Origin of the sequence: Anaerococcus sp. Marseille-P9784 (assembly GCF_902500265.1) — a bacterium.
In the GTDB taxonomy this organism is placed as follows: Bacteria; Bacillota; Clostridia; order Tissierellales; family Peptoniphilaceae; genus Anaerococcus.
In genome coordinates, this window is record NZ_CABVOZ010000001.1 from 160,194 (window position 1) to 173,799 (window position 13,606).

Consider the following 13,606-nt stretch of genomic DNA (forward strand, 5'->3'; position numbering starts at 1 on the left):
CTTTTTGTTTTGTCTTTTTATTATATCTATTAATTTCTCATTTACAACATTTTACAAAAAAATTATATTTTTATCAAAAATTTCAAAGGTTTTAAAATCATCATTATTGTGGGAAACTAAAATTATAGATTTTCCCTTAAATTCTTCTTTAAAAAGTTTAATGATTTTAGCTTTATTAGTATCATCAATCCCTGTAAAAGGCTCATCTAAGATCAAAATCTCTCCTTTGTAAAGAAAGGCTCTTGCTAAGCTAAGCCTTCTTTGGGTTCCTCCGCTTAATTTTTTGACAACTTGTCTATAATCTTTTATAGCAAATTTTTCTAAAACATCAATAGCCAAATTTTTATCATTTGTAAGCATTTTTAGATTATCAATTGCAGAAATTTCATCTACTAATCTATTTTCCTGAAAAACTACGGACATTTTTTTATAATCGTTATAAATTTCCCCAAAATCCGGCTTTGCAATTCCTAATATCATATTTATTATGGTAGTTTTTCCTATGCCAGATTTTCCAAAAAATCCAAAATTTTCGCCCTGCTTTATTTTAAAAGAAAGATTTTCGATGATTTTTTTATCGTAACTTTTGCTAACATTTACAAATTCAATCATCTTTTGCCTCCAAAAAGTGTCTTAATAATTTTTCTACAAAAATTGCTATAAGAATAATTGAAATTGTCCAAGCAAATAAAGATGGCATATCCAAATAAATTTTTGAATTGTAAAGATTTTTACCTATGGAGTTATCGGTTAGGGCTATTAGTTCAGCTGAAACTCCAGCCTTAAATATTAAGCCCGATATGGTTATTAGACTTGATGATAAAAATGGTTTTATCTTTACTTTATAGATATATTTAATTCTTTTAAGCTCTCCTATTTGATAGATATCAGCCATTTGTAAAAGTTTTTTGTCTATAGTATTTAATCCAGTATAAACATTTTGAAAAATAATTGGCATAGCCATTATAAAGCCTATATAAATTGATAAGTATTTTTTATTTATCCAAAAAAGTAGAAACAAAACTATACTTGCTATCGGCGTTGACCTAAGAATTCTAATTATTGGATTTATAAAATCGTAAAAAAAATTAACTTTGTAGGAAAAATAAGCTAGCAAAATTCCTCCTATTATTGAAATTACAAATCCAAATAAGATTTTACTTGTCGAATTAAATAGACTTATATAAAATTCTTTTTCTCTTATTAATTGCAAAAATCTATTAAATACAACAAGAGGAGATGGTAAAAGTATCTCCTCATTGATCAAACTTGCAAGTATTTGCCAAATTATTATCCAAATTATGGCTATTATAATTTTTTTTAACTTATTTTGTGTAATAGAAGTCATCTTCTGGTAAAGATCCACCCACTAATTTAGGATTAAAATCATATAAATCTTTTAAGTGTTTTTCCATCATAGTTTTCATTTCTTCGCCTGCTATATATTTTAAAGCAAGCTTTGGTAAGGCATTTTTTGCAACTTCTTCTGGCATTATGTCATATTTGCCTAGTAATTTTGCTGTAGCTTCTACATCGGAATTTGCTTTTTCAATTGATGCCTTATAAGTTTCTAACAATTTATCTGCATCTATAGTTTCTAAATATTCGCTTCTTGCTACTAATACAGCAGAAATAAGTGGTGAACCGGTTGCTTTTTCATATAAATCATTTATATCAATTGCAACTTTTGAACCTTCTAATTTCATCAATACCTTTGTAACCATTGGTTCTGGAAGCAAAGCCACTTTAGCTTCTTTTGCTATCATTTTTTGGGCAACTTCACTAGCTTCAGATAAAAATTCTATCTTAAGATCATCTTCACCATAGCCATTTGCTTTTAAAACTTCCTGTATTGCTATATCTGGAGTTGCACCTTTTGCTGATGCATATAAAGTTTCGCCACTTTTTACTAAATCATCAAGGCTATTTATGTTCATATCAGGACTTTCTACAATATACAAAACACCTAGATTATTGATAGCTAAAACTTTGATTTTGCCTTGGGTTTTGTTATAAAGAGCTGCTGCTAAATTTGGAGGAATTATTGCACTGTCAACTTCTCCAGAAACTATTTTTGGAATTACTGCATCTGGTGCTCCATCTACTGATTCGTTAAAGCTAAAAGTCCCTTCACCATTTTTGGATTCTTCTACCATATTTATGGCACCAGCACTTGTTGGACCAGCAAGCATGGCAAGGTTTACATCATAGTGCTTAGCTTCTTGATCAGTAGTTTCCTCTTTTTGATCTTCTGTAGTATCAGCAGTTTCTTTTTGCTCTACTTTTTCTTCTTCTTTACTTTCTTCTTGTTTAACTTCATTATTGCTTTGGTCAGCTTTATTTGAATTTTGATTAGCGCATCCTATCAAAGCGAGAGATAGGAATATTATTAATGATTTATTTTTTAATTTCATTTTTGGCACCTTCTTTATTTATCTTATTATTTATCTAATTTTTTTGAAGTTTTTTATCATCTGGTCTGTCAGCTTCTGGAATATTTATATTATCAGCAGGAGATTTGAAATCAGATTTTTTAGCAAAGGCTCTTACTTCTTTGGCAGTTTTTGTTTCTGACCTAACAACTCCAGGTCCTCCAACACAACCACCACTACAAGCCATTCCTTCTATTAATTTTCCGTTCATTTTGCCAAATTTTGCCATTTGTGCAAGCTTAAAACACTCATGTAGGCCTTCAGCTTTTTCTATATCCAATTTGATATCTGGATTTATTTCTTTGGCTCTTTTTTCTACAGCATCGGCAACTCCACCGCTTACTGCATAAGCTCTTCCTGTTTCTGATGCATCCATCATCTTATCAGAAATTTCTATTTCTGATGGTTCTATGCCTTTTGCCAAAAACATTCCTAAAAGTTCTTCATAAGTTATTACAAAATCAATTACTTCAGCTACTTCTTTTTCTAAAGCTTCAAGTTTTTTAGAAATACAAGGACCTATGAATACAACTTTTGATTCAGGATCTCGTTTTTTTAGCTGTAGACCTGTATAAATCATTGGAGTTGATGATTCTGATATATATTCATTTATTTCTGGAAATTGATTTCTAACCATCATTTTCCATGAAAAACAACAGCTAGTTCCCATAAAAGGAAATTCTCCACTTGGAACTTTTTCAAGATATTCATGAGCTTCATTCATAGTAGTTAAATCAGCTCCAAGACCGACTTCTATAACATCCCTAAAACCTAAAAGTTTTATAGCTTCTTTGATTTGTTCAGGACTAACATTTACACCAAATTGGCCTACAAAAGAAGGTGCCAAAATCGCATAAATATGTTTATCTGCTTGAATTGCCTTTATTAGTTGATATATTTCTGATTTATCTGAAATTGCACCAAAAGGACAAGTGCTTATGCATCTACCACAAGCAACACATTTTTCTTCATCTATATCTGCTCTGCCAAGAGCATCAGATTTTATAGCTTTTACTCCACAACTTTCAGCACAAGGTCTTTTTTGATGATTTATAGCATTATATGGACAAGCATCTACGCATTTGCCACACTTGATACATTTTTCTTGATCTATTATTGAGCCTTTAGCGGTGAAAGTTACAGCGTTTTTTGGACAAACATTTACGCAAGGATGTCCTATACAGGCCTTGCATTGGTCAGTAACTGTTACCTTGTTTTCTGGACAAGCCTCGCAAGCTATTTTTATTACGCTTACCAAAGGCGGATTATAAATTCTTTCATTTACATCCATTTGATCAAGTCCTTCTGTAACAGCGTCTGTTTTATCAGCAGTTCTTGCATCAAGACCTATTCCCATTCTAAGTCTTTCGCCCATTACTGCTCTTTCTCTAAAAATATTTTCCCTATATGTTGCAGATTCTCCTGGCAAGATATTATAAACTTCTAGGGCAATATCTGTTATAGGCTTATTTTCATAAGCAATTTTTGCTATATGCTCAAAAGCCATTCTTCTAATATTTAGTATGTCTATATAGGATTCTTTCATAAAGTAACCTCATTAATTATTTCTTATTTTTAGGATTACATTCATTAAAAATATGTTCCATCAAAACTTCAGGTTTTGCTTTTTTGTAATATGTATCATCAATTTTTGCGAAAGGTGCAGATCTTTCTGGATTCTCACACTCATTCATTATGTTTTTATATTCTATGTCAATTTCTGGTGGATTCCCCAAATTTTCCATTTCAAAAGCAATTTTTAGATCTTCTTTTACCAAATTAACTGAATCGTATAAAAATTCATTCCCTGCTGCAGTGCATCTGGCACACGAACAAATTGTAACTTTCATTTTCGCCTCCTACTCTCTTTAAATTGTATCAAAAAAAAAGCCTACTAGCAATTAAATAATTTTTTGCTAATAGACTAAACATTAATCATTTTCTTTTAGTGGAATTTGGATTATGAACTTACTCCCTTGGCCAATTTTAGAGACAATTTTTATTTCATATCCTAAATGTAAGCAAATGTGCTTTACAATAGATAGGCCAAGGCCGGTTGATTTTTGATTTCTTTTTCTTGATTTATCCACAACAAAGAATCTTTCGAAAATTCTTTCTTTATCTGCTTCTTCAATTCCAATTCCCGTATCTTCTATTATGAGATCATAGTGATTTTCTTCTAGTTTGTAATATACTATTATTTTTCCTGAAAATTTGTTATATTTTATGGCATTTTCATATATATTTGATACTAGGTCATAGAATAAATATTTTGATGTTAATATCCTAAAAGAACTTATTTTATTTGTTATTTCTATATTTTTTTTGTTGCTTATGCTCTTAAATTTTTCTATTGTTGCTGTTACAACTTCTGAAATATCAACTTCTTTATAATCTTTATCAAAATCTTCTTCATCAAGCTTTGAAATTTTAAGTATATCATCTATTATTTGTAAAAGCCTGTTTCCCTCTTCATAAATGATATTGGCAAATTTTTTTATATCTTCATCTTTTGCCAAGCCACTGCCTATAAGCTCTGCATAACCATTTATAGATGCCAAAGGACTTTTTAGCTCATGACTAACATTTGCTGAAAATTCTCTACGCATTTGTTCTGCCATCTTGTCTTTACTGTTGTCAACAATTATCATAGATATAGATTTTTTTCTAGCACTTATTAATGGATCTATATAAATACGCAAATAATATCCATTTATTTTTATATCAAGATGCTTACTTCTTTTTAGTATTAGTGACTCTTTTAAGGCTAAGACATATTCTCTATCTCCTATAAGGTCATAAAGCTTAGTATTTTTATCAACAGATAAATATCTTTTTGCAGAATCATTGATAAGTTCAATATTGCCCAAATCATCAAAGAGAATAAAGCCCTCTTTCATATTGCTAGTAATATTTATAAAACCACTAAGTCTTTCGTAAAGACTTGATTTTTCTTCTTTCAAATCATCAATTCTTTGAATGTAGGGATTAAATATATCTACAAGATCCGTATATCTTTTATCACTTATATTATTTCTAATATTATAGATTTTAAGAGCTTCAAAATAATTATCTATATCACTATCAATCTTATCGTCTATATAAATAAACATTACAAATCCAAGAAATAAAAAACATAAAAACATTGGCAAAGAAAAGTAAAAGCTTAAATTATAAATTCTTGTAATTGCTAATATGCCCTCGTTTTTACCTATATAAGTAAGCCTATATGTCAAAAAACCTTGATTTGTTTTTAGTTTTTGGTATGGAGATTCTTCTTTTTTTGCCTCAAAATTATTTACTATCCTACCCATATTTAATTTCTCAGGATTATAGTAAATATTTTTGTTTTCGTTTACATAAACTAATTTATAGATCTTTGAAGTTTTATTAAATTGTTCTAAAGTTGATATAAAATCAGCACTAGTTTCTCTAGGTAAAAGAAAACTCAAAGTATTTTCACAAAAATTACTTTGAGCATCTTTTTTATTTTTTACTTGAAAAAAACTGCTGATCAAAAATGAAAAGATTAGCCCTATTACTAAAAGAGTTTTCATTTTTTTACTTACTAGATTTTTCATATTTCTCCAAATTTGTAGCCTAAATTTCTAACAGTCTTGATTAATTTTCCAGCATCTAATAATTTGCTTCTTAAAGATGCTATATGAACATCAACTGTTCTTGTTTCACCTTCGTAATCATAGCCCCAGATTTTTAATAAAAAATCTTCTCGTGTTATTACATTACCTATATTATTCATCAAAAACAAGAGCATTTCAAATTCTTTATATGTTAAATCTATCAACTTACCGTCAACTTTTACGGTTCTTTTTTTGGTGTTTAAACTTATGTTGTTGTAGTTAATATGATCAGTGTCTTTTTTTGCTGAACGTCTTAAAATCGCCTTTACCCTTGATAAGAGTTCAAGAACCGAAAATGGCTTGGTTATATAATCATCAGCACCAGATTCTAGGCCCATTACCTTATCAAATTCATCAGTTCTTGCAGTTAATAGAATTATTGGAATGTCAGAAAATTCTCTAATTTCATTTAGAATTTCAATTCCATCTTTACCAGGAAGCATTATATCAAGAATAATAAGCTCAGGAGCATTTTCTCTTACAACATCAACTATATCTAGGCCATCAGCAAAAGTTTTTACCTGGTAGGATTTTTCGCTTAATGCGTATTCTATTAGATTTCTAATTGACTTATCATCCTCTACTACATATATCATTTATAACCTCGTTGCCAAATCTCCAACTCTTGCCAAGCGATCTCCTAGTCTTTCAAAATATTTATACAATAAGACTTTCTCAGATAATTCAATCGCATCGATTGAGTTTTGCTTATTTAATTCTGCTATATAATTTATAGCTTCAACAAACAAATGATTGTTAACTTCATCATCTTCTATGGATTTTAAGGCCAAATCATTGTCTATAGTAACAAAACTTGTTATTGAATCTTTTGCCATTTTCTTTTGATTGGCTAAGAATCTTTTAATAAAATCTTCTTCTTTGTCATCAAGTTTGTACTCAAGCATTATATTAGAAGCTTGGGAAAGATGACTTGCCATTCTTTTGTAGGTGCTGGCAAGTTTTATACTCATTTGTAAAAATCTTAAATCGCTCGCAACTGGTTGTTGTAAGGCTAGTAATTCAAAGCAAAATCTTTCTATTTCAGAAGCATTCATTGTTATGTCATTATCTAGATCGATGACTTCTTTAAGATTTCTATTATTATTATTTTCCAAATATAGATCAATTTTGTCATAGCATAGGATAATTAGCTCCATAAGCTCCTTATCCATCTCTTTTAGTGAATTTAAATCGTTATTGTATCTATTTCTCATAGTATCAACCAAACCTTCCTGTAATATAATCTTCAGTTCTTTTATCTCTTGGATCTTCAAAAATCTTTTTTGTTGCATCCATTTCAATAACTTCTCCAGTTAAGAAAAATGCAGTTTGATCAGAAATACGAGCTGCTTGTTGCATATTATGGGTTACTATAACTATGGTATACTTGCTTTTTAAACTATCCATCAAATCTTCAATTGCAGCTGTAGATATAGGATCTAGGGCAGAAGTTGGCTCATCCATTAGTATGATTTGTGGCTTTACAGAAAGAGTTCTTGCTATGCAAATTCTTTGTTGTTGTCCTCCCGAAAAAGATAGGGCATTTTGATCTAACTTATCTTTAACTTCATCCCAAATAGATGCTTGCTTTAGGGAAGTTTCAACAATTTCATCTAAAGTATCTTTATCCTTTATCCCGTCAAGCTTTGGTCCATAAGTTAAGTTATCATAGACTGATTTTGAAAAAGGGTTTGGAGATTGAAAAACCATTCCCACATTTCTACGAAGTTTAACTACATTTACATCTTTTTTGTATATATCATTGCCGTTGATTTCTATAAGGCCTTCAATTTTGCAATCATCAACAAGATCATTCATCCTATTAAAACATTTTAAAGTTGTTGATTTACCACATCCTGAGGGTCCTATAAAGGCTGTTACTTGACCTTTTTTTATATCCATATTTACTTTTTTTAGAGCTTGGAAATCTCCATAGAATAAATCTAAATCTTTTACTAATATTGAAGTTTCAAGATCTGAAAACTCATTTTTCCTATCTAAAGTATGGACTGATTTTTTATTATTTTCACTTGTTTTATCAACAACGTTTGCTGTCGATGTATTCAAAGTTTTATTTTCCATTTTATCTCCTATATCATTTTCTATTTTACTAAAGACTTGGTTATTTTACTAGATATCCAGTTAATTAGAATAACAAATACCAATAGTAATACCGCTGTAGCATAAGCTTCATTTACATGAAATCCTTCTGAAGAAAGCATAAACATGTGTACAGCTAGTGTTCTTGCAGAGTTTCCTATTGTCTTTGGTATGGAAGGTTGGCTGCCCATAGTATAAATTAGGGCTGCGGATTCTCCAACTATTCTACCGGTAGATAGAAATATACCGCCTAAAATTCCATCCATTGCTTCTGGTATTACAACTTTAAATATGGTTTGTATCTTGGTTGCCCCTAAAGCTAAGGAAGCGTGGGCTTGTAAAGGATTAACTGTTAATATTGCTTCTTCTGTCGTTCTAATAATAGTAGGCAAAATCATTATCGCCAAAGTTAAACAACCAGCTATTAGTGAGTAATTTAAACTAAGAGTTTTCACAAAGAATAAATAACCAAATAGTCCATATACAATAGATGGTATAGAAGATAAGATCTCGGTTGCAAATCTAATTGCCTTTATAAAAATTTTATTTTTTGCATAGTTAGATAGATAAATTGCTGTAAAAATACCTATAGGCAAAGTTATTAGCAAAGTTAATATAATTGTAAACAAGGTTGATATTAATGCTGGCATTACCGAAACATTGGTAGATGTGTATTTCCATTCAAAAAGTGACGGTGAAATATTCGGTATACCTTCAAATAAGATATAAATTATAATTATCCCAGCAAAAGTATATGCCAATATTGTGAAAATCCACACAAAAAATTTATAAGCTTTTGTCATAATATGCTCCTAGTTTAATTATAATTTTTTCTTACTTCTATCTCTTATGATATTAAAGATAATATTGATCAATAATATAAAGAAGAATAGAACCATACCAGTTGCTATTAGGGATTGTCTGTGCATTCCTGATGCGTAGCCCATTTCAAGGACTATATTTGTTGTAAGTGTTCTAGCTCCTTGAAAGATTGAAAGAGGCATTCTTGGTTGGTTACCAACTACTAAATATACTGCCATTGTTTCACCAATAGCTCGTCCTATGGCAAGAATTATTGATGAGAAAATTCCACTTTTTGCATAAGGTACCATAACGTGATGGATGGTTTCTTCTTTTGTTGCTCCCAAGGCCAATGATCCATGATAAAAAGATTTTGGTACTTGACGAAGAGAGTTTTCTGATATATTTACCATAGTAGGTAAGATCATTATGCTAAGTAATAATGAAGCTGTAAACATATTGTATTGATCTTTAATATGCAAACCATTACTAACGATTGGTGCTAATACTACCATAGCAAAAAATCCATAAACTACTGATGGTATTGCTGCTAATAAATTTACTAATGCTTTGAGAAACTTATAACTTTTATCAGCATAATAGGCCATAAATATTGAAACAGCCAAACCAAAAGGCAGTGCTATGATGGTTGATACTACTGTTACAATAATTGATCCTACAATCATTGGCAAAATTCCGAAACTTGCCGGCTTTGCTATGGGAGCCCATTTATCTCCTGTTATAAACGGAACAAGTCCGTATTTACTTATAAAATCAAATCCAGCTCTAAAGATGAAGAATATGATTAAGGCAATAAGTACTACGGACATTGCTGCTGATATAAGGAATAAGATTTCTCCAAATCTTTCCTTAAAACTTTTCATTTTTTTATTTTAATTCTCCAGTATTTTTAATTTCTCCAGCAAAGATTTGTTTTAATTGATCCATTGTTAGATCTTCAACTTTGCTTTCTTTGTTAACTACTACTGCTATACCATCTGTAGCAATTACTTCTGCTTTAAGTTGTTCTTTTTCTTCATCTTTTAATTCTCTACTTGCCATAGCAATATGAGCTACATCATCTATACAAGCTTCAATACCTGCAGAAGAACCGTTAGATTGAATTTCTATTGTTACATCTGGATTTAGTGCTTCATAAGCTTCTTTGAATTTTTCCATTAGAGGAGTTACTGATGTTGAACCTGCTACTGTTAGTGTTCCTTTTAGTCCTTCAGTTTTGCTATATTCTTTAGCATCCTTAATTGCTATATATCCTTCATCTGTTACGATTTTTTGAGCTTCAGTAGACATGCAATATACTAAGAAATCTTTTGCCAAATCATCAATCTTATCTTCTTTGTAAGCAAGGTTAAATGGTCTAGAAATTTTGTAATCACCTTTTACAATGTTTTCTTCTGTTGCTTCAACGCCTTCAACTTTAACAGCTTTAATTGTATCATTTAGTGAACCTAAAGAAATATAACCTATTGCTTTTGAATCTTGAGCTACTGCTGTCATAACACCATTTGTTGAATTTTGTACTATAGCATCAACTGTTGTATGATCTTCTTTGCTTCCATCATCTTTCTTTTCTTCAAGACCAACTAATTCGATGAAAGCTCCTCTTGTTCCTGAGCCTTCTTCTCTTGATACTACTGCAAAATCATAATCTTCTGCGTTAGCTGTATCTTCAGTTTTTGCATCTTCAGTTTTTGCATCTTCAGTTTTAGTATCGTCAGCTTTTGTATCTTCAGTTGTTGTATCTGTTGATTCTGTTGCTGGTTTTTCTTCTTTATTTTCTGTTTTAGCATCGTTGTTTCCACAAGCACTAAGAATCAATCCTAATGAAAGTGCTGCTACAATAATTTTTGAATTTTTGATTTTCATAAAATCTCCTTATAGTTTGATTTATTTTTTTCTTTCTTATTGTAGTTTACAATTCATATATATAAATTGATTAAAGCTTTTGTAAAGTTTATGTAAAATTTTACATTTACATAAATTATCTAATCTTTTTTTATTCTAGACTTAGGCATGTAAAAATTACTTATCTTCTTCCTTTTCTGGAATTAATAGATTCATGAAAAATGCAAATATAGTTGTCAAAACTACTGGTGATGAGCCTATTGCTACTTCTAAGGATTGTGGCATAAAAGTTACTCCAGCATTGTGAGCTGCTGTAACTACTTGTGTAAAACCAAAGCCTATGGCAACAGAAACTCCTACTATATAAGTATTTCTCATAGAAAGTGGTTGGCTTGTTATCATTCTAATTCCATTCATTGTTATAGCTGCAAATACAGAAATTGTAGCTCCACCTATAACTGGGAAAGGAATTGTAAGTAAAAGTGATGAAAATTTTGGTACAAGACCTGCTATTAAAATCATTATTGATGCTGATATAAAGACTTTTTTGTTAATAACTTTATTTATTGATACAATTCCTGCATTTTGTGAAAAAGTTGCAGTTGGCAAAGTTCCTATGAAAGATCCAATAATATTTGCAACAGAAAATCCAATTATTCCGCCACGAATTTCATCGCTTGTTGCAGGTCTATTCATTCCACCTACAGTTGTTGAGTTCATATCCCCAATTCCCTCTATACAAGTAACTATAAAAATAATAATAAAAGCAGCTATGGCAGATCCTTCAAACCTTATACCAAAATGTAGTGGTGTTGCAATCGAAAACCATCCCGCATTTGCTACAGGAGATAAATCTACATATCCCATAAAAAATGCTAAAACATAGCCAACTACCATTGACAATAGCACAGATGCTAAAGAAATCATTCCTTTGCCAAAATGAGTAAAAATAATATTGGTCAATAGTGTAACGGCAGCTATAAACCAATACTGCCAAGATCCCCAACCAGCCATGCTTAGATCTCCTCCACCGCCCATGTAATTTAGAGCCACTGGATAAAGTGAGAGTCCTATTGATAAAACTACCGTTCCAGCTACAAGTGGTGGAAAATATGGCAAAACATATTTTAGAGCGTAACCAAAAACTAAAGAAACTATTGAAGCTATAAGCTGAGCTCCAAGAACAATCGCAACAATATTTCTAGGTCCTAAAGTTTGAAATTGTCCTGATAAGGCTATCATTGTCGAAACATAAGAAAAACTAACTCCATAAATCATAGGAAGTTTGCTACCGACAAGCTTAATTGGCCCATACAAAATAAGTAGGGTTGTAAGTGCTGATCCTATCAAAGACATTTGAACTAACAAAATTGAATCGCTATTATCAAGACCTGCAGCTCCTGCAAAAATAAGGGTTGGAGCAATACAACCTGCAATCATAGCTATCAAATGCTCAAAAGCAAGTGGTAAAGATTGTTTTAAGCTAACATCTTTATCATAAGTAAATAAATTCGAATAAGATTTATCCATTTTTTCTCCTAAAATAAAATATTAATTTCTTAATGAAATCATAATTCCATTTTAATACAAATGAGATAAATATTTTTTATATATATTGACTATTTTAAAAATATATTGTAACTTTTGCTGTTTTTGTCCTTAATTCTTGACATAAGCTATTATAAAATTATAATTTATTAGTAAAATAAAAGTTAAAGAGGTTATATGACAAGAATTAAAATTCCAAATGGATATAAATCTGATAAGGATTTGTATACTACACAATTATTGATAAAAGAAATAAAAGATTATTTTCAAATAAATTTGGCAAACAATTTAAACTTAAAGAGAGTTTCTGCTCCCTTGTTTGTTTCCCACAATTCTGGACTAAATGATAATTTAAATGGCTATGAGGGTCCGGTTATTTTTGATCTTCCAAACGCCAATAACCAAGAGTTAGAAATAGTCCATTCTCTTGCAAAATGGAAACGCTATGCCCTTAAAAATTATAATTTTAAGATGCACGAAGGTTTATATACAGATATGAACGCCATCAGAAGATGTGAAATTCCCGATAATACACACTCATTTTATGTTGACCAATGGGATTGGGAATTGATTATTGACGAAAGTGATAGAAACGAGGAGTTTCTAAAAAAAATAGTTAATATTATTTATAGGACGCTAAAATCTTTAGATGAGTATTTATCGACCCTAGTTCCTACTAGAAGAAAACTATTAAAAGATCAAATTACTTTTATTACAAGCGAAGAACTTCTGCAAAGATATCCAGACAAAACTCCAGAAGAAAGAGAAAGGCTTGCCGTTAAGGAATTTGGAGCAATTTTCCTTATGCAAATTGGAACAACTTTAAGCAACGGAGAAAAACACGATAATAGAGCTCCAGATTATGACGATTGGCTTTTAAATGGAGATATTATCGTCTATGATGAAGTTTTAGATGACCAATTAGAATTATCCTCCATGGGCATTAGAGTAAATCCTAGTAGGCTAAATGAACAGCTAAAACTTTCCGGAAATTTGGAAAGATTAAAATACGATTATCACAGAATGCTTTTGGATGGCGAGCTTCCACTTACAATCGGCGGAGGAATTGGCCAATCAAGAATTTGTATGTTTTTCTTACAAAAAGCTCATATAGGCGAAGTTCAAGTTTCCTATTGGCCAGATGAGGATAGGAAATTACTATCAAATAAAGGTATATATTTGTTGTAAAATAAAATGGCTAAGCACTTTGTTGGTGCT

14 protein-coding genes are annotated in these 13,606 nt (G+C 30.6%); 1 reads left to right on the forward strand and 13 read right to left on the reverse strand.

All coding sequences use genetic code 11. The features are described 5' to 3' along the window. Positions 1 to 51 precede the first annotated feature (51 nt). The 13 genes from GAN53_RS00790 to GAN53_RS00850 form a co-directional block, all read right to left on the reverse strand. Entirely contained in the window at positions 52 to 612 is a 561-nt protein-coding gene (locus tag GAN53_RS00790) for an ATP-binding cassette domain-containing protein (protein ID WP_151409147.1), read from the reverse strand. Beyond that, complete coding sequence (locus tag GAN53_RS00795) at positions 605 to 1,348, reverse strand: ABC transporter permease (RefSeq protein ID WP_151409148.1); 744 nt, start codon at positions 1,346 to 1,348, stop codon at positions 605 to 607. Before GAN53_RS00795 ends, GAN53_RS00790 begins: the two co-directional genes overlap by 8 nt. Further along, entirely contained in the window at positions 1,326 to 2,414 is a 1,089-nt protein-coding gene (locus GAN53_RS00800; protein ID WP_151409149.1) for an ABC transporter substrate-binding protein, read from the reverse strand. The genes GAN53_RS00795 and GAN53_RS00800 overlap by 23 nt, the downstream gene beginning before the upstream one ends. 34 nt (positions 2,415 to 2,448) lie before the next feature. Then, positions 2,449 to 3,978 (reverse strand): 4Fe-4S dicluster domain-containing protein, encoded by a 1,530-nt coding sequence (locus GAN53_RS00805; protein ID WP_151409150.1) that lies wholly within the window; start codon positions 3,976 to 3,978, stop codon positions 2,449 to 2,451. A 16-nt stretch (positions 3,979 to 3,994) separates the two neighbouring features. Then, positions 3,995 to 4,282 (reverse strand): hypothetical protein, encoded by a 288-nt coding sequence (locus GAN53_RS00810; RefSeq protein WP_151409151.1) that lies wholly within the window; start codon positions 4,280 to 4,282, stop codon positions 3,995 to 3,997. Between the two features lie 81 nt (positions 4,283 to 4,363). Beyond that, on the reverse strand, positions 4,364 to 6,013 hold the full coding sequence (locus GAN53_RS00815; RefSeq protein ID WP_151409152.1) for a sensor histidine kinase: 1,650 nt from the start codon (positions 6,011 to 6,013) through the stop codon (positions 4,364 to 4,366). Then, a complete protein-coding gene (locus GAN53_RS00820) occupies positions 6,010 to 6,669 on the reverse strand; it encodes a response regulator transcription factor (protein WP_151409153.1) in 660 nt (219 codons plus the stop codon). Before GAN53_RS00820 ends, GAN53_RS00815 begins: the two co-directional genes overlap by 4 nt. Then, positions 6,670 to 7,287, reverse strand: coding sequence for a PhoU domain-containing protein (locus GAN53_RS00825; protein WP_151409154.1), 618 nt, complete (start codon positions 7,285 to 7,287; stop codon positions 6,670 to 6,672). 4 nt (positions 7,288 to 7,291) lie between these two features. Continuing rightward, positions 7,292 to 8,155 (reverse strand): phosphate ABC transporter ATP-binding protein PstB, encoded by an 864-nt coding sequence (pstB, locus tag GAN53_RS00830; protein ID WP_151409155.1) that lies wholly within the window; start codon positions 8,153 to 8,155, stop codon positions 7,292 to 7,294. Between the two features lie 20 nt (positions 8,156 to 8,175). Continuing rightward, positions 8,176 to 8,976, reverse strand: a complete 801-nt coding sequence (pstA, locus tag GAN53_RS00835; RefSeq protein ID WP_151409156.1) for a phosphate ABC transporter permease PstA — start codon at positions 8,974 to 8,976, stop codon at positions 8,176 to 8,178. An 18-nt stretch (positions 8,977 to 8,994) separates the two neighbouring features. Then, positions 8,995 to 9,858, reverse strand: a complete 864-nt coding sequence (gene pstC, locus GAN53_RS00840; RefSeq protein WP_151409157.1) for a phosphate ABC transporter permease subunit PstC — start codon at positions 9,856 to 9,858, stop codon at positions 8,995 to 8,997. 4 nt (positions 9,859 to 9,862) lie between these two features. Further along, positions 9,863 to 10,861: a substrate-binding domain-containing protein gene (locus GAN53_RS00845; RefSeq protein ID WP_151409158.1), complete on the reverse strand. Its 999-nt coding sequence runs from the start codon at positions 10,859 to 10,861 to the stop codon at positions 9,863 to 9,865. A 156-nt stretch (positions 10,862 to 11,017) separates the two neighbouring features. After that, positions 11,018 to 12,370 (reverse strand): uracil-xanthine permease family protein, encoded by a 1,353-nt coding sequence (locus GAN53_RS00850; RefSeq protein ID WP_151409159.1) that lies wholly within the window; start codon positions 12,368 to 12,370, stop codon positions 11,018 to 11,020. Between the two features lie 195 nt (positions 12,371 to 12,565). On the opposite strand from GAN53_RS00850, the gene asnA reads away from it, so the two are divergent. Continuing rightward, on the forward strand, positions 12,566 to 13,576 hold the full coding sequence (gene asnA / locus GAN53_RS00855; RefSeq protein ID WP_151409160.1) for an aspartate--ammonia ligase: 1,011 nt from the start codon (positions 12,566 to 12,568) through the stop codon (positions 13,574 to 13,576). The last annotated feature ends 30 nt before the right edge of the window (positions 13,577 to 13,606 follow it).

What these genes read in the sequence shown, in the direction of transcription:
- GAN53_RS00850 (WP_151409159.1), bottom strand. Translation starts at nt 12,370, where the DNA reads ATGGATAAATCTTATTCGAATTTATTTACTTATGATAAAGATGTTAGC.
- GAN53_RS00810 (WP_151409151.1), bottom strand. Translation starts at nt 4,282, where the DNA reads ATGAAAGTTACAATTTGTTCGTGTGCCAGATGCACTGCAGCAGGGAAT.
- asnA (WP_151409160.1), top strand. Translation starts at nt 12,566, where the DNA reads ATGACAAGAATTAAAATTCCAAATGGATATAAATCTGATAAGGATTTG.
- GAN53_RS00790 (WP_151409147.1), bottom strand. Translation starts at nt 612, where the DNA reads ATGATTGAATTTGTAAATGTTAGCAAAAGTTACGATAAAAAAATCATC.
- GAN53_RS00815 (WP_151409152.1), bottom strand. Translation starts at nt 6,013, where the DNA reads ATGAAAAATCTAGTAAGTAAAAAAATGAAAACTCTTTTAGTAATAGGG.
- GAN53_RS00800 (WP_151409149.1), bottom strand. Translation starts at nt 2,414, where the DNA reads ATGAAATTAAAAAATAAATCATTAATAATATTCCTATCTCTCGCTTTG.
- pstB (WP_151409155.1), bottom strand. Translation starts at nt 8,155, where the DNA reads ATGGAAAATAAAACTTTGAATACATCGACAGCAAACGTTGTTGATAAA.
- GAN53_RS00820 (WP_151409153.1), bottom strand. Translation starts at nt 6,669, where the DNA reads ATGATATATGTAGTAGAGGATGATAAGTCAATTAGAAATCTAATAGAA.
- GAN53_RS00825 (WP_151409154.1), bottom strand. Translation starts at nt 7,287, where the DNA reads ATGAGAAATAGATACAATAACGATTTAAATTCACTAAAAGAGATGGAT.
- pstC (WP_151409157.1), bottom strand. Translation starts at nt 9,858, where the DNA reads ATGAAAAGTTTTAAGGAAAGATTTGGAGAAATCTTATTCCTTATATCA.
- GAN53_RS00795 (WP_151409148.1), bottom strand. Translation starts at nt 1,348, where the DNA reads ATGACTTCTATTACACAAAATAAGTTAAAAAAAATTATAATAGCCATA.
- GAN53_RS00845 (WP_151409158.1), bottom strand. Translation starts at nt 10,861, where the DNA reads ATGAAAATCAAAAATTCAAAAATTATTGTAGCAGCACTTTCATTAGGA.
- pstA (WP_151409156.1), bottom strand. Translation starts at nt 8,976, where the DNA reads ATGACAAAAGCTTATAAATTTTTTGTGTGGATTTTCACAATATTGGCA.
- GAN53_RS00805 (WP_151409150.1), bottom strand. Translation starts at nt 3,978, where the DNA reads ATGAAAGAATCCTATATAGACATACTAAATATTAGAAGAATGGCTTTT.